At 71.5% G+C, this 14,745-nt stretch carries 13 protein-coding genes; 8 read left to right on the top strand and 5 right to left on the bottom strand.

Features of this window, described 5'->3' with window-relative positions:
• Positions 1-33: 33 nt before the first annotated feature.
• The gene (locus FBZ83_RS31315; protein WP_186465956.1) at positions 34-171 is read left to right on the top strand and encodes a hypothetical protein; all 138 of its coding nucleotides are present in this window, start codon (positions 34-36) and stop codon (positions 169-171) included.
• 89 nt (positions 172-260) lie between these two features.
• Here the strand turns inward: FBZ83_RS31315 and FBZ83_RS03610 are convergent, their stop codons facing one another.
• Positions 261-902 (bottom strand): glutathione S-transferase family protein, encoded by a 642-nt coding sequence (locus FBZ83_RS03610; RefSeq protein ID WP_145681092.1) that lies wholly within the window; start codon positions 900-902, stop codon positions 261-263.
• Positions 899-1,822: a LysR family transcriptional regulator gene (locus FBZ83_RS03605; RefSeq protein ID WP_145681091.1), complete on the bottom strand. Its 924-nt coding sequence runs from the start codon at positions 1,820-1,822 to the stop codon at positions 899-901. The genes FBZ83_RS03610 and FBZ83_RS03605 overlap by 4 nt, the downstream gene beginning before the upstream one ends.
• Positions 1,823-1,945: 123 nt before the next feature.
• On the opposite strand from FBZ83_RS03605, the gene FBZ83_RS03600 reads away from it, so the two are divergent.
• The 4 genes from FBZ83_RS03600 (at position 1,946) to FBZ83_RS03585 (ending at position 7,437) form a co-directional block, all read left to right on the top strand.
• Positions 1,946-3,121: a mandelate racemase/muconate lactonizing enzyme family protein gene (locus FBZ83_RS03600; protein WP_145681090.1), complete on the top strand. Its 1,176-nt coding sequence runs from the start codon at positions 1,946-1,948 to the stop codon at positions 3,119-3,121.
• 113 nt (positions 3,122-3,234) lie between these two features.
• Positions 3,235-3,408, top strand: a complete 174-nt coding sequence (locus FBZ83_RS31310) for a hypothetical protein (RefSeq protein ID WP_155903579.1) — start codon at positions 3,235-3,237, stop codon at positions 3,406-3,408.
• 254 nt (positions 3,409-3,662) lie between these two features.
• Positions 3,663-4,247 (top strand): carbonic anhydrase, encoded by a 585-nt coding sequence (locus FBZ83_RS03590; RefSeq protein ID WP_145681089.1) that lies wholly within the window; start codon positions 3,663-3,665, stop codon positions 4,245-4,247.
• Positions 4,248-4,503: 256 nt separating this feature from the next.
• Positions 4,504-7,437, top strand: a complete 2,934-nt coding sequence (locus tag FBZ83_RS03585; protein WP_145681088.1) for a PAS domain S-box protein — start codon at positions 4,504-4,506, stop codon at positions 7,435-7,437.
• Positions 7,438-7,459: 22 nt separating this feature from the next.
• On the opposite strand, the gene tyrS is transcribed toward FBZ83_RS03585, so the two are convergent.
• Positions 7,460-8,734, bottom strand: coding sequence for a tyrosine--tRNA ligase (tyrS, locus tag FBZ83_RS03580; protein WP_145681087.1), 1,275 nt, complete (start codon positions 8,732-8,734; stop codon positions 7,460-7,462).
• Between the two features lie 569 nt (positions 8,735-9,303).
• On the opposite strand from tyrS, the gene FBZ83_RS03570 reads away from it, so the two are divergent.
• Positions 9,304-10,320, top strand: coding sequence for a 4-(cytidine 5'-diphospho)-2-C-methyl-D-erythritol kinase (locus FBZ83_RS03570; protein ID WP_145681086.1), 1,017 nt, complete (start codon positions 9,304-9,306; stop codon positions 10,318-10,320).
• A gap of 13 nt (positions 10,321-10,333) precedes the next feature.
• Here FBZ83_RS03570 and FBZ83_RS03565 read toward each other — a convergent pair whose 3' ends face one another.
• Positions 10,334-10,906: a glycine zipper 2TM domain-containing protein gene (locus FBZ83_RS03565; protein ID WP_145681085.1), complete on the bottom strand. Its 573-nt coding sequence runs from the start codon at positions 10,904-10,906 to the stop codon at positions 10,334-10,336.
• Between the two features lie 136 nt (positions 10,907-11,042).
• Positions 11,043-11,918, bottom strand: coding sequence for a LysR substrate-binding domain-containing protein (locus tag FBZ83_RS03560; protein ID WP_145681084.1), 876 nt, complete (start codon positions 11,916-11,918; stop codon positions 11,043-11,045).
• 104 nt (positions 11,919-12,022) lie between these two features.
• On the opposite strand from FBZ83_RS03560, the gene FBZ83_RS03555 reads away from it, so the two are divergent.
• Entirely contained in the window at positions 12,023-12,922 is a 900-nt protein-coding gene (locus FBZ83_RS03555; protein ID WP_145681083.1) for a DMT family transporter, read from the top strand.
• Positions 12,923-13,051: 129 nt separating this feature from the next.
• Positions 13,052-14,743: a Na/Pi cotransporter family protein gene (locus FBZ83_RS03550; protein ID WP_348982495.1), complete on the top strand. Its 1,692-nt coding sequence runs from the start codon at positions 13,052-13,054 to the stop codon at positions 14,741-14,743.
• Positions 14,744-14,745 lie beyond the last annotated feature (2 nt).

The following is a 14,745-nucleotide window of genomic DNA, read 5'->3' as shown; positions in this document are numbered from 1 at the left end:
CCCGATAACGCCTCCCAACGATTGGAGACCATCATGAACAGCTCGACCTACACCCACATCCGCAGCGACCGCGCCCCGTCCTCCGCCCTCCAGGCTGTCCGCGAGTTCCTCGCCGCCTGGCTGCGCGCGACCCCGGCCTACATCGTGTATCGCGCCATCAACGAGCGTTGATCGGCGAGCCTTGCGTCACGAGTGTTGATTGTTGAACGGGGGCGGCCCAGCGGTCGCCCCCGTGCTGTATGAACCCGGTGCGTCCCGGTTCAGGACGCCGGCGTGAAGTTCCGGCTCCAGACCGGCGCCAGGGTCGGCAGGGCCTTCACCCGCTCCGCGACGCCCGAGAGCTTCGGGCAACGCTCCGCGAACCAGGCGTGGCGAGGCCGCCAGTGCACCATCGCCCCGACGTAGATGTCGAGCGCGCTGAAGCGCTGCCCCAGCACCCATGGGCCGTCGCCCAGTTGCGATTCCAGCCAGAGCCACAGCGTCTTGCGCTGCTCCACCATCGCCCCGCCGAGCGTCTCCGGAGCCTCCGTCACCCAGCGCTCCGGGTAATCGCCGAAAGTGAAGGTCGGGTAGACGTTGGCCACCAGCCAGACCAGCAGCCGCAGGAAGGTGGCGCGCTCCGGCGCGTCCGGCGGCGGCGCCAGCCCGGCGTCCGGGTGCCGTTCGGCCAGCAGCAGCGCGATGGCCGCGCTTTCCGTCATCACCGTCCCGTCCGGCAGGACCAGGGTGGGGATCTGCCCCAGCGGGTTCAGCGCCAGCAGCCGCTGGCGCGCCGCGCCCGGCGCGTCGAAGCCCCCGACATCCTCGAAGACGAAGGGGACGCCGCACTGGACCAGCATCGCTTCCGTCAGGACGGACCCCCAGCCTGGCACGCCGTAGAGCCTGTAAACCTCACCGCTCATTCCCGATCCCTCCCATCCTGGGGTCCCTGTCCCGCCGCCAGCGTCCAGAACGCCTCCGCTGCCGGGCTCTGTCGGGCGCGCGGACGGTAGAGGCGCACCTCCACCGGAATTTCCCAGCCCGCCCCGCCGGCCCGCACCAGCCGTCCCTGCGCCACGTCGTCGCCGATCAGACTGTCCGGCAGCCACGCCACGCCACGCCCGTCTCGGGCCAGCGTGCGCAGCACCGCGGCGAGATGCGAGGTGAAGACGGTATCGAGCGCGAGCGGCGCCGGAAAGCCGCCGCGCGCCGCCGTGACGATGCGTCCCATGCCCGACTCCGGGCTGTAGGCGAGATGGGGCAAAGCGCATCCGCCGCCGGACAGCGGGTATCGGGGGGCACCGGTCCCATCAGGCGCACAGACCGGCACCAGACGGTCGCTTCCCACCGCGGCGGAGCGGAAGGCTCCAGCCTCCAGCCGGGAGGGGGCCGCCGCATGGGCGTGGCACAGCAGGAACTGCGCCTGCCCCTGCATCATCACCTGCTCGCACGCCTGCATGCTGTCGGACAGCAGGTGGATGGCGCCCAGCCGCGCCTGTCCCTCCAGCCGGCTCAGCCAAGTCGGGAAGAAGGTCAGCGACAGCGCGTGGGTCGCCGCGAAGCGCAGCGCCGTGGCCGCCGCCCCGCCGGCCAACCGCGCCTCCTCCCGCCCCTGCAGGAGGCGGCGCACCGTCTCGTCGGCGAAGGGGCGGAAGCGGCGCCCGGCCTCGGTCAGCCCGACCGGCTGGGTGCTGCGGTCGAACAGCGGCGTGCCGGTCCAGTCCTCCAGCGCGCGGATGCGGCGGCTGAAGGCCGGCTGGGTCAGGTTGCGCCGCTGCGCCGCGCGGGAGAAGTTGCCGCACTCCGCCAGGGCGAGGAAATCCTCAAGCCAGTTCAGTTCCATCGCTGTGCCGTTCGCCCATGCCGGATGCGCATCACGCGATTTGAAACTGGCATTGGCCCGGCGGTCCCGTCCATCCCTATCCTGCGGCCCAGGGCATCGGAAAAGCCAAAGGGAAGCAGCGCCATGCGCATCGTTGAGATCCGGGAAAAGACCGTCGGCATCAAGTCCGACATCGCCAACGCCTACATCGACTTCAGCCAGATGACCTGCTCCACCGTGGCGGTCATCACCGACGTGGTGCGCGACGGCAAGCCGGTGATCGGCTACGGCTTCAATTCCAACGGCCGCTACGGCGCCGGCGGCCTGATGCGGGAGCGCTTCATCCCCCGCCTGACCTCGGCCGCCGCCGACAGCCTGATCGACGAGGCGAACGGCAACCTCGACCCGTTCAAGATCTGGGCGCGGCTGATGACCAACGAGAAGCCGGGCGGCCACGGCGAACGCTCGGTCGCGGTGGGCACCATCGACATGGCGGTGTGGGACGCCGTGGCGAAGATCGCCGGCAAGCCGCTCTACCGCCTGCTCGCCGACCGCTACCGCGGCGGCGTGGCCGACGAGTCGGTGTGGGTCTACGCCGCCGGCGGCTACTACTACCCCGGCAAGGGGGTGGAGGCGCTCCAGGACGAGATGCGCAGCTACCGCGACCGCGGTTACAAGGTCGTGAAGATGAAGATCGGCGCCACCTCGCTGGAGGACGACCTGCGCCGCATCGAGGCGGTGCTGGAGGTGGTCGGCGATGGGCAGAACCTCTGCGTCGATGCCAACGGCCGCTTCGATCTGAAGACCGCCATCGCCTACGCCGAGGCGCTGAAGCCCTACAACCTCTTCTGGTACGAGGAGGCCGGCGACCCGCTCGACTACGCGCTCCAGGCCGAACTGGCGAACCATTACGACCGCCCCATGGCGACCGGCGAGAACCTGTTCAGCCACCAGGACGCCCGCAACCTGATCCGCCACGGCGGCATGCGCCCGGACCGCGACTGGCTGCAGTTCGACTGCGCGCTCAGCTACGGCCTCGTCGAGTACATGCGCACGCTGGACATGCTGAAGGAGAACGGCTGGTCGAGCCGCCGCGTCGTGCCGCACGGCGGCCACCAGATGTCGCTGAACATCGCCGCCGGCCTGCATCTGGGCGGCAACGAGTCCTACCCGGACGTGTTCAAGCCCTTCTGCGGCTTCGCCGACAGCATCGCCGTCGAGGACGGGCGGGTCCGCCTGCCGGAGCTTCCCGGCATCGGCTTCGAGGACAAGGCGGAGTTGTTCCGCACCATGCGCGAGGCGCTGGAGACGGCGAACTGAGGCGGTCTCCGTTGCGCGCCGCACCCTGTACGGGCGGTATAAGGCGTTGACTCGCGCCGGATCGTCCTCACATGCTGTTGCGGTGTTCAACAGTTTTGAAAGGAGGTGATCCAATGTCTCATGGAGCCAAGCCGGTAGCCGTTCTGTTCGGTCTCGCCGCCCTCCTGACGGCGGGGGTCGCCAGCGCGGATTGCTCCTCCAGCCACAGCGCCAGCGCCGGCACGCAAAAGCCGGCCAGCGACACGGTCGCCACCGGCGACCGGGCTTCGGGCAGCACCCGCGGCTGATACCAGCAACGCAACACCGGCAGCACCATGCCGAACGGGCCGTTTCCCATCCGGGAAGCGGCCCGTTTCTTTTTGGTGCCCTGTGGACGGACCGAAGGTTCTCGTTCCAGTTTGTCCAGATAGTCCTGTCATCATGCTGTGCCCTTCTGGTCCATGAAAGATTCGTTCACGAATAATGCTGTCTCGGAAGCGGTGCTGTACTGCGGTCTCCATGGGCGTTCGGCCCCACGAAACCTCAACGACGTGGAGACCTCATGCAGTACCGACACAGCTCCGGAGTCGACTTGGGCTCGACCTGCTGCGGAAGCCCCCGGCACCGCTCCCGCCGGACCTTTCTGACGATCGCCGCGCTGGGCGCCGGGGCCGCCATGGTGGCGCCCCTGACCACCGGCGCCGCGCGCGCCGCCCAGCCCGCCGGCGAGGTGGACGCGCTTCTGCTCTCCTGCATGGATTACCGGCTGATCGACGACATCGGCCGCTACATGGACGGGCGCGGGCTGACCAACCGCTACGACCATGTGATCCTGGCCGGCGCGTCGCTGGGCGCCCTGACCGACCAGAAGAAGGCGTGGGGCGAGGCCTTCTGGGATCATGTGGCGGTCGCCAAGCAGCTGCACCGGATCCGGCGCGTGATGGTCATGGACCACCGCGACTGCGGCGCCTACCGCGTCTTCCTGAAAACGGACGTCGCGGCGGACCCGGATCGGGAGACCGCCGTTCACGCCGACCAGCTCCGCGCATTGGGCGCCGCGATCAAGGCGCGGCATCCCGATCTGGAGGTGGAACTGCTGCTGATGGCGCTCGACGGCAGCGTCGAGTCCATCGCCGAATCCGCCTGAGGACAGGCGGCGATTCCGGCGGCGCCGGAGCTAGGGGCCCCCCCCTCGCTCCGGCGCCTTTATAATTCGTATGCGAAATAGTCGGTTGAGCGCCGTCCCTCCTTTTGGTAAACGCAAGGTAAGGATGTGGCCGGCGGGGTAGCGGGGCACCGCTGCCGCGGATACGACGGCGTGCATCGGACCCGGGGTGCCATGCGTCCCTTGGGAAGTGCAGGGTCGTGCCGTTCCCTTCCGCCGTGCTTTTCCCAGGCTGCCGATGAGCATTCTCACACGCCTTGTCCTGCTCGTCCTCCTCGCCAGCCTGCCGGCCATCGGCATCCTGGCCCACAACAGCCTGACCGCCATCGAGGCGGGGGAGCGGCAGGCCGAGGCGGAGGCTCGCCGCCTTCTGACCCTCATCCAGGACGAGCAGCAGCGGGTCGTGGAGGGCATGCGCGGCGTGCTGGTGACGATGGCCGAGATGGCGCCGCGGCTCGCTGTCGACCCCCAGCAATGCTCCTCCACCTTGAACCGCCTGCGTGGCCGGCTGCCGCGGGTGAAGGGCATCGCCCTGACCGATCTCGACGGCTCGGTCCGCTGCGCCAGCGATGCGAAGCTGAACGGCCTGATGGTGGGGATGCTGCCGCACATCCGCATGGCGCTCTACGGGCATGGCTTCGTCGTTGGCGACTATGCGGTGCGGCGGCTGGACGGTCGGCCCGTGCTGCCCTTCGCGGCGCCCTACACCGACGGGACGGGCCGCATGGCGGGGGTGGTGTCCATCGCGCTCGACGCCGGATGGCTGCGCGAGTATCTGGCGGAAAAGCCGCTGCCGCCGAACGCCATGCTGGTGCTGGCCGACCGCAACGGCACGCTGCTGGGCCGCTTCCCCGGCAGCGACGACCAGCGGGTGGGCAAGCCGCTGCCCGAACCGCTGATGGCCCTGCTGAGCGCGCCGTCCGACGGGGTGGCGGAGGTTGCCGGCCTGGATGGCGAGCCGCGGATCCTCGCCTACGCCCCGGTCGACCAGAAGGTTCGCGAGCTGTTCCTGGCGGTCGGGCTGGATCGGACGGAGGCGCTGCGCCCCGTCACCGCCGCGGCCGAGCGGAGCGCCTTTCTGCTGGCGCTGGCGGCGGCGCTGTCCCTGGCCGCGGCCTGGATCGGCGCGCGCCTGTTCGTGCTGCGCCCGGTGGCCCGGCTGAAGCGGGTGGTCGAGCGCTGGAGCGCCGGGGACCGCAACGCGCGGATCGGCCGGCCGGGCGACCGCTCGGAGATCGGTGCCTTGGGGCGCGCCTTCGACTCGATGGCGCAGGAGCTTCAGGCGCGGGAGCAGGCCCGCGACGCCGCCCACGCCGCCGAACACCGCATGGCCGCGATCCTCGCCGCCTCCACCGACGCGGTGGTGGAGCTGGACCATGAGGGCCGGGTGACCTTCGCCAACGACAAGGCGGCGCGCCTGTTCGGCGACGGTGGGGACCTCGTGGGGCACGTCTTCGTGGCGTTGCTGCCGCCCGGCGTGGTCGAGCCCTTCGCCGCGCGCCTGCGCGACGCGCTGGCCCGGCGGGAGCCGGAGGAGTTCGAAATCCGGCTGGCCGGCGGAAAGGAACAGGGCAACGGCGGCGGCAGCGGTGGCGACTGGTACGCCCTGCGCCTGTTCGCCACCGGCGACCGGCTGGCCGTCTACGCCCAGGACGTGACCCGCCGCAAGGAGGACGAACGGGCCATCCGGCGCGCCGTGGAGCGCCACCGCTCGCTTCTGGAGACCGCCGCCGACGCGATCCTGTTGGTCGACGCCAAGGGCACGGTGCACACCTACAACCGCGGTGCGGAGCGCATCTTCGGCCATGGTCCGGCCGACGCGGTCGGGACGGACGTGTGCCGCCTGATCCCCGGCGGCCTGATTGCGGAGCCTCTCAGCCCGGACCGGCTGGCCGACGGCGTCGCCCGCGAGGTCGAGGGGCGGCGGCGCGACGGGCTGGCGGTGCCGCTGGAGCTGTCGCTGTCGGCCTGGAGCGACGGCGGCGACCGCTTCTTCACCGCCATCCTGCGCGACATCACCGAGCGCAAGCGCACCGAATCGGCGCTGCGCCGCGCCAAGGATCAGGCGGAGCGGGCCAACCGGGCGAAGTCGCGCTTCCTCGCCGCGGCCAGCCACGATCTGCGCCAGCCGGTGCAGTCGCTGTTCTTCCTCACCTCGGCGCTGGGCGAGCAGACGCAGGGCACCCCGGGCCACGGCACGCTGACGACCATGCAGCAGGCGCTGGAGGCGCTGAAGCGCCTACTCGACGGCCTGCTGGACATCTCCAAGCTCGACGCCGGGGTGGTCGAGCCGGTGACCACCACCGTGGCGATCCAGCCCCTGTTCGAGCGCCTCGCCGCCGAATACGCGCCGGAGGCGGCGCGGCGCGGCCTGACCCTGCGCGTCGTCCCGACCACGCTGCACGCGCGCAGCGACCCCATGCTGCTGGAACGGGTCGTCCGCAACCTGCTGGACAACGCCTTGCGCTACACCGGGCGGGGCGGGGTGCTGCTGGGCGTGCGGCGGTCGCGCCGCCGTTTCCACATCGCCGTGTGCGACAGCGGCGCCGGCATCCCGCCGGACCGCCAGGAGGATATCTTTGAAGAGTTCACTCAGCTCGGCAACCCGGAGCGCGACCGCGAGAAGGGGCTGGGCCTCGGCCTCGCCATCGTGCGGCGGCTGTGCGCTCTGCTCGGCCATTCCGTGGCCCTGCGGTCGCGGCCGGGCAGCGGATCGACCTTCCTGGTCACCGTCCCCGCCGCCGAGCCGCCGAGGCCCGCCGTGACGACGGTTCCCGCGGTCGGCCGGACGGAGGGCGGCGGGTGCCGGCTCGTCCTGATCATCGACGACGAGGTGATCATCCTGATGGGGCTGCGCGCCATGCTGGAGGGCTGGGGCTACGAGGTCATCGCCGCCACCGCCGGGGACGAGGCGATCCGCCTGCTCGACGAGGCCGGGCGGCGCCCGGACGTCATCCTGGCCGACTACCGGCTGCGCCACGGCAAGACCGGGCCGGAGGCCCTGCGCGCCATCCACGCCCATTGCCGGGCGTCGATCCCCAGCATCATCCTGACCGGCGACACCGCCCCCGAACGCATCGTCGAGGCCCAGCGCAGCGGCTTCGCCATCCTGCACAAGCCGGTGTCGTCCCATCACCTGAAGCAGGTGGTGGCCGAAGCCGGGGGCCGCTGAGGGCACCCGGCCTCGGCTCCGCTCACCGAACCCGGACCAGCGCGTGGCGCTTGCGGCCGGCGGACAGGCGGATGAGACCCTCGCCGTCCAGGTCCGCCGCGGTCAGCAGCGCCGCCTCGTCGGTGACGGGGGTGCCGTTCACCCGCGCCCCGCCGTCGCGGATCAGCCGCCGCGCCGCCCCCTTGGACTCGGCGAGTCCGGCGGCGGCCAGCAGGTCGGCCAGCCGGACTCCGGCGGCAAGATCGGCGCGGGCGGCCTCAACCGTCGGCAGGCCGTCGCCGGACCCGGCCTCCTCGAAGACCCGGCGGGCGGTCTCCCCGGCCTCGGCCGCCGCCGCCGCGCCGTGGCAGAGGACCGTCGCCTCATGGGCGAGGATCTTCTTGGCCTCGTTGATCTCCGATCCCTGGAGCGCTTCCAGCCGGGCGATCTCGTCCAGCGGCAGTTCGGTGAACAGGCGCAGGAAGCGGCCGACGTCGGCATCCTCCGTGTTGCGCCAGAACTGCCAGAAGTCGTGCGGGCTGCGCCGGTCGGCGTTCAGCCACACCGCCCCCGCCGCCGTCTTGCCCATCTTGGCGCCCGACGCGGTGGTCAGCAGCGGCGTGGTCAGACCGAACAGCTCCGTCCCGTCGACGCGGCGGGCCAGTTCGATCCCGTTGATGATGTTGCCCCACTGGTCCGACCCGCCCATCTGCAGCCGGCAGCCGTGGCGGCGCGACAGCTCCAGGAAGTCGAAGGCCTGGAGGATCATGTAGTTGAACTCCAGGAAGGTCAGCGGCTGCTCGCGATCGAGCCGCAGCTTGACGGAGTCGAAGCTCAGCATCCGGTTGACCGTGAAATGGCGCCCGATGTCGCGCAGCATCGGGATGTAGCGCAACTCGTCCAGCCAGTCGGCGTTGTCGACCATCACCGCGCCGTTTCGCTCTTCATCGCTGAAGGACAGGTATTGGGCGAAGGCCCGGCCGATGCCGCCCATGTTGGCGGCGATCTGCGCGTCGTCCAGCATGGGCCGGCTGGTGTCGCGGAAGCTGGGGTCGCCGATGCGCGTGGTGCCGCCGCCGATCAGCACGACGGGCCGATTGCCGGTCTTCTGGAACCAGCGCAGCACCATGATCGAGACGAGATGCCCGACATGCAGGCTGTCCGCCGTGGCGTCGAAGCCGATGTAAGCGCCGACCGGTCCCTGGCGCAGCAGGGCGTCGAGGCCCGACAGGTCGCTCCCCTGATGCAGGAAGCCGCGCTCGTCGAGCACGCGCAGGAAGTCGGACTGGAAGGGGCTGGAAGCGGCAGGGGTCGCCATGGTGCTGATCTCCGGAAGGGAAGGGCCGCGTCCCGGAGATCATCTGTCGAAGCACATGCCGCCGGTCAGCGGCGGCATGGTTCATGTGGTCAAGACTGAACGCGCCGCCCTATGGGAGCAGCGGATAATAGCGGCTGGAATGGTGCGTGCGCGTCGTCATGGCCGGAAAGCTAGGCGCGCCGGAACGGGGCGTCAAGGGTGGATGACGCGCCGGCCACGGCCATCCCATTTGGCCAAATAGCCCTCTCCCCTCTGCTCACGCGCAAACGAAGTTTGCGCTGACGCGACAGGCGGACCCTTGGTCCGCCGAAAGCGGGGAGAGGGTGATCCGGAGGGCCGGTGAGGGGGATGTTGCAAGACGATACGTCCGGCAAAAGCACACCCCCCTCACCCTAACCCTCTCCCCAGAGGGGAGAGGGGACTTCAAATGCGATTGCCCTGACGCGCCGGTGCCGACCCTTTGTCCAGTGACCGGCTATGTGGGCTCTGGCGCTCACCGCGGCCATGCCGCATAAAGCCCGTCTTCCCCCTGACGGGAGGAAGGGCTTTTCGCTTCCGGGGACCTGACCATGAGCGCCATCGCCGAAGCCGCGCCGGCCAAGCTGAACCTCTATCTGCATGTGGTGGGCCGCCGGGACGACGGCTATCACGAGCTGGACAGCCTCGTCGCCTTCGCCGACGTGGCGGACCGGGTGACGGTGCAGCCGGGCGTGGCGCGGATCGCGCTGCGCGGGGTGGACCTGCCGCCGGTCGGGCCGCGGCTGGCCATCTCCGGCCCCTTCGGCCCGGCGCTGATGGGCGAGAACCCGGCGCAGAACCTTGTCATCCGCGCCGCTTACGCGCTGGCCGCCCGGCTGGGGCGCAAGGCCGACGCGATGATCGCGCTGGAGAAGATTCTGCCCATCGCCTCCGGGATCGGTGGCGGTTCGGCGGACGCCGCCGCGACGCTGCGCGCCCTGGCCCGGCTGTGGGGCGTGCCGGTGACCGACCAGCGCCTCTACGAGGTCGCGGCGTCGCTGGGTGCCGACGTGCCGGTCTGCGTCGCCGGGCGGAGCTGCTATTTCGGCGGCGTCGGGGAGGTGCTGGAGGAGGCGCCGGCCCTGCCGGAGACCTTCGCGGTGCTGGTCAACCCCGGCGTGCCGGTGCCGACCCCTGCGGTGTTCAAGGCCCGCAAAGGCACCTTCTCGGCCCCGGCCCGCTTCACCGTGGCGCCGGCCGACGCCGCGGCGCTGGCTGCGCTGCTGAGGGAGCGGCGCAACGACCTGACCGAGCCGGCGCTGACCGTCGCTCCGGTGATCGCCACGGTGCTGGCGGCGCTGGACGGCACGGACGGCTGCCTGCTGGCCCGCCTGTCGGGCAGCGGCGCGACCTGCTTCGGCTTCTACGCCGATGCGGAGCGTGCCGCCGCCGCAGCCCGGTCGATCCAGGCGGCGCAGCCGCGCTGGTGGGTGAAGGCCGCCCGCCTGCTGCCGACCCCGGCGGACGCGCCGCCGCTGCCCAAGGGCCTGACGGCACCGTCCACGGTCACCACGGCCCCGGCGCCGCCGGTCCCCTTCCCGGACACCGGCGGCTGGGGAGTCGGCTGACCTTCCTATAAGTTCAGCAGCCGCCGCCGCGGGTCATCGCACCGCCCAGCATGGCGCCGCCCAGCGTGCCGGCGGCGGTGGCCGCCAGCTTGCCGTCGCCGCGCCCGAACTGCGAGCCGACCAGCCCGCCGACGGCCGCCCCGCCGAGCACGCCGATCAAGTCGCCGTCGAGCGGCCCGCACTCCACCACCTGCGGCGCGGCGCGGACCACGCGCGGGCGCTGCTGGACGATCACCGGCGGCGGCTCCTCGATGTAGACGGGAGCCGGGGCGTAATGCACGACCGGCGGCTCCTCATAGACCACCACCGGCGGGGGGCGGCGCACGATCACCACGCGGCCGTCGCCATAGCCGCCGTCGATGTAGCCATGCTCGTAATAGCGGGGCCGCTCGTACCGGTCGCGCTCGTACCGGTCGCGGTCATGGCGCTCGCGCTCGTGGTGGCGCTCCTGCTTGGCGCGCCAGCCGTGGGCCGGCGCCCAATCGGGCGGATCGGCGAGAACCGGGGACGCTCCAGCGCCCAAGGCCGCCACACCGGCCAGCAGCGCGATGGCGAGGGATTTGGGGGTGAAGCGGATGTGCGTCATGATGGCTCCAGGATACGTCTCACCCGAATGAACATCCGGGGGCGGCGCTTTCATCCATCCAGCGGCCGCGGCAGGCGTGACCTTTTTGGGGTGCGCGAAAGGGGTAACCCACCCTTGGGCCGCCCCGCCGTGCGCCTCAGGCCCACACCGGTTCGGGAAGGCTTTCCGTCAGCAGCGTGGTGACCATCTCCACCCCCGCGCTCCGCGCCGCGCCGCCGATCAGCAGCGCCAGCTCCGTCTCCGGCAGGGACGGCAGGCCGTCCGTCACGCCGAGGAAGCGAGCGCCAGGCGGCAGGGCGCTGTGGGGAAGCACGCTGACGCCCAGCCCGCCGGACACCGCGGCGCGCACCCCGGCGTGGTTGGGGCTGGAGTAGGCCACCCGCCAGCGCCGCCCGGCGCGCTCCAGCTCATGCACCGCGCGGTTGCGGTAGACGCAGCCTTGGGGGAAGAGCACCAGCGGCAGCGGGTCCTCGCGGTGCAGGTCCTCCGCCGCCGAACCGACCCAGCAGAGCGGCTCCCGCCACGCGCGCAGCGCGCCGGGGCGGCCGGGTTCCTGCTTGACCAGGGCGATGTCGAGGTCGCCGCACTCCACGTCGGCGCGCAGCCGCACCGACAGGTCGCAGCGCACGTCCAGCCGCAGCCGCCGGTTCGCCCGCGCGAAGTCGGCGAGCAGGCGGGGCAGCCGCTCCACCGCGTAATCCTCCGGCACGCCCAGCCGCACCACCTCCGCCGCCGGGCGCCCGGACAGCACGGCGTTCGCCTCGTCGTTCAGCGCCAGCAGCCGGCGGGCGTAGCCGAGCAGCCGCTCGCCGTCGTCGGTCAGCGCGACGGCGCGGCTGTTGCGGTCGAGGAGCGGCTGCCCGATCTGCTCCTCCAGCCGGCGGATCTGCTGGCTGACCGTGGATTGCGTCTTGTGCACCCGCTCGCCGGCCCGCGTGAAGCCGCCGGCGTCCACCACCGAGACGAAGGTGCGCAGCAGGCCCAGATCCATCTCGCGCATCGGATCGACCATTCAGATTTCGAATGCAATGGATCATATCATCCAATTTCCAAATGGAAAGACCCCGCGCCATCCTCTCTCCAACGCACAGCCTTCCGCATGGGAGAGGACCGGCCATGACCCACGCCGCCACGCACCCCTTACCCCTGACCGACCCGCGGGCGGCGCCGCTCGCCCTGGTCGTGCCCTTCTGCCTGGCCTGGAGTTCGGCCTTTGCCGCGGGGAAGATCGGTTTGGCCGACTGCCCGCCGCTGCTGTTGCTGGCCTTCCGCTTCCTGATGGCCGGGACGCTGCTCGCCGCCGTCGCGGCGTGGCGGGGCGAGTATCGGGGAATGGCCGGGCGGACCCTCGGCCTGCTGGCGCTGCTCGGCCTGCTCAACCACGCGCTCTATCTGGGGCTGAGCTACAGTGGCATGACCCACGTGTCCTCGGGCCTGACGGCGCTGATCGTCAGCGCCAACCCGGTGCTGACCGCGGCCCTGGCCGCCCTGCTGCTGGGCGAGGCGATGACCCGGCGCAAGGCGGTGGGGCTGGCGCTGGGGGTGGCCGGGGTGGCGCTGGTGGTGCGCGGGCGGCTGGGCAGCGGGACGGACGCGCCGCTGGGCATCGCGCTCGCGGTCGGCGCGCTGGTGGCGCTGTCGGCGGGGACGCTGCTCTTCAAGCGGCTGGCGCCGCGGACCGGGCTGCTCGCCGGCACCGGGGTCCAGGTGCTGGCGGCGGGCTTGGCGCTGCTGCCCCTCGGGCTGCTGCTGGAAGACGCCGGGTCGATCCGGCTGACCGCCGGCTTCGCCGGGTCGCTGGTTTATCAGGCTTTGGTGGTGTCGATCGGCGGCTACCTGCTGTGGTTCCGCCTGCTGCAGCGGACGAGCGCCACGGAGGCCAGCGCCTATCATTTCCTGATGCCGCCGCTCGGCATGCTGTTCGGCTGGGCGCTGCTGGGCGAAACGGTCCAGCCCTGGGACCTGCTGGGCATCCTGCCGGTGGCGCTGGGCATCCGGCTGGTGACGCGGGGGTAAGGGGCGCATCCCGGCAAAAGGGATACGCCTTTCGCGGGGGATCAGGTTGCGCCCTGCGATTGTTACGTTTTCATGACGCCCCACTCTCCATCGTCCTGTTGCTGAGGCCCACACGCCGGGAGGCCCGCCATCACGACCGCCGTCTCGCCCACCCTGGTCCTGATCGACATCCTCGGCGCCGTGGCGCTGCTGCTGTGGGCGCTGCGGCTGGTGCGGACGGGCGTCTTCCGGTGGGGTGGGGCGGCGGTCCGCCGCTGGGTCGGCTACGGCACGCGCAACCGCTTGGCCGCCTTTCTGGCCGGCATCGCCGCCACCATCGCGGTGCAGAGCAGCACGGCGACCGCCCTGATGACCGCCTCGATGGCCGGGCAGGGCTTCATGACCACCCCGATGGCGCTGGCGGTGATGCTGGGCGCCGACGTCGGGACCAGCCTCGTTGCCCGGCTGCTCGCCATCGACCTGCACTGGCTGTCGCCCAGCCTGCTGCTGCTCGGCGGGGCGCTGCACGCGCTGGGCGGCGAGCATCGCGGCCGGCGGGCGCTGGCCCGCATCCTGGTCGGCATCGGGCTGATGCTGCTCGCCCTGAAGCTGCTCGGCACGGCCACCCTGCCGGTCCGGGAGTCGGCGCTGGTCCAAGCAATGCTGGAGGCGTTGGGCGGCGAGCCGCTGTTCGCCCTGATTGTCGCGGCGGCGCTGACCGCGGCGGTGCATTCCAGCCTCGCCACGGTGATGCTGGCCGGATCGCTGGCCGGGGCGGGGGTGATCGGGGCCGAGACGGCGGTGGCGCTGGTGCTGGGCGCCAATCTCGGCGGCGCCATCCCGGCGGTGCTGGCGACCTCGGCCGACGGCGCAGCGGCGCGGCGGGTGCCGCTGGGCAATCTGCTGGTTCGGGTGACCGGGTCGCTGCTGGCCCTGCCGCTGGTGCCGCTGGCCGCGTCGTTCCTGGCCGGAATGGCCCCGCTGACGGCGGTGGTCAGCGCGCATGTCGCCTTCAACGCGGCGCTGGCCTTGCTCTTCCTGCCGCTGGTGACGCCGCTCGCCCGGCTGACCGAAGGGCTGCTGCCCCAGCCGGAGGACGCGGGTGAGGACGCGGCGACGCCCCGGCATCTCGATGAATCGGCTCTGGAGACGCCCTCCGTCGCCATCGCCGGCGCGGTGCGTGAGACCCTGCGGCTGGGCGATCTGGTGGAGGACATGCTGTGCCGCAGCCTGACCGCGCTGCGCCAGAACGACGAGCGCCCGATCGCCGAGGTCAGCCGCGCCGACGACCGGGTGGACCGGCTGCACACCGCGCTCAAGCTCTACCTCGCCAAGCTGGGGCGCCGTCACCTCGACGCCGAGGAGACCCGGCGGGTCGACGACCTGATGGCCTTCGCCATCAACCTGGAGCACATCGGCGACATCATCGACAAGAGCCTGATGGAACTCGCCGCCAAGCGCATCCGCCACCACCTGCATTTCGCCCCGGAGGATTTCCGCGAGGTCGAGGAGCTGCACCGCCGCACGGTGGAGAATCTGCGCACGGCGCTCGGCATCCTGATCGGCGAGGACCGGCGGCTGGCCCGCCAGCTCATCGCCGGCAAGGACGCGGTGCGGGCGCTGGAGCGCACCGCCACCGCCCGCCACCTCGACCGCGTCCGCCGCGGCGATGCCGCCAGCATCGAGACCAGCGCCCTGGTGCTCGACATCCTGCGCGACCTGAAACGCATCAACGCCCATGTCGCCGCCATCGCCCTGCCGATCCTCGATCAGGTGGGCGAGCTCAGCGAAAGCCGCCTGAAGGTGGTCGGGCTGCCCCGGCTGGAAAGCCGCGACGTGTAGCG

Source organism: Azospirillum brasilense (genome assembly GCF_007827815.1).
Taxonomy (GTDB): Bacteria; Pseudomonadota; Alphaproteobacteria; order Azospirillales; family Azospirillaceae; genus Azospirillum; species Azospirillum brasilense_C.
The sequence above is the reverse complement of the archived record's forward strand: the minus strand, read 5'-3'. Positions and strand labels throughout refer to the sequence as shown.

What these genes read in the sequence shown, in the direction of transcription:
- FBZ83_RS03590 (WP_145681089.1), top strand. Translation starts at nt 3,663, where the DNA reads ATGCAGTACCGACACAGCTCCGGAGTCGACTTGGGCTCGACCTGCTGC.
- FBZ83_RS03600 (WP_145681090.1), top strand. Translation starts at nt 1,946, where the DNA reads ATGCGCATCGTTGAGATCCGGGAAAAGACCGTCGGCATCAAGTCCGAC.
- FBZ83_RS31315 (WP_186465956.1), top strand. Translation starts at nt 34, where the DNA reads ATGAACAGCTCGACCTACACCCACATCCGCAGCGACCGCGCCCCGTCC.
- FBZ83_RS03555 (WP_145681083.1), top strand. Translation starts at nt 12,023, where the DNA reads ATGACCCACGCCGCCACGCACCCCTTACCCCTGACCGACCCGCGGGCG.
- FBZ83_RS03610 (WP_145681092.1), bottom strand. Translation starts at nt 902, where the DNA reads ATGAGCGGTGAGGTTTACAGGCTCTACGGCGTGCCAGGCTGGGGGTCC.
- tyrS (WP_145681087.1), bottom strand. Translation starts at nt 8,734, where the DNA reads ATGGCGACCCCTGCCGCTTCCAGCCCCTTCCAGTCCGACTTCCTGCGC.
- FBZ83_RS03565 (WP_145681085.1), bottom strand. Translation starts at nt 10,906, where the DNA reads ATGACGCACATCCGCTTCACCCCCAAATCCCTCGCCATCGCGCTGCTG.
- FBZ83_RS03560 (WP_145681084.1), bottom strand. Translation starts at nt 11,918, where the DNA reads ATGGTCGATCCGATGCGCGAGATGGATCTGGGCCTGCTGCGCACCTTC.
- FBZ83_RS03605 (WP_145681091.1), bottom strand. Translation starts at nt 1,822, where the DNA reads ATGGAACTGAACTGGCTTGAGGATTTCCTCGCCCTGGCGGAGTGCGGC.
- FBZ83_RS03585 (WP_145681088.1), top strand. Translation starts at nt 4,504, where the DNA reads ATGAGCATTCTCACACGCCTTGTCCTGCTCGTCCTCCTCGCCAGCCTG.
- FBZ83_RS31310 (WP_155903579.1), top strand. Translation starts at nt 3,235, where the DNA reads ATGTCTCATGGAGCCAAGCCGGTAGCCGTTCTGTTCGGTCTCGCCGCC.
- FBZ83_RS03570 (WP_145681086.1), top strand. Translation starts at nt 9,304, where the DNA reads ATGAGCGCCATCGCCGAAGCCGCGCCGGCCAAGCTGAACCTCTATCTG.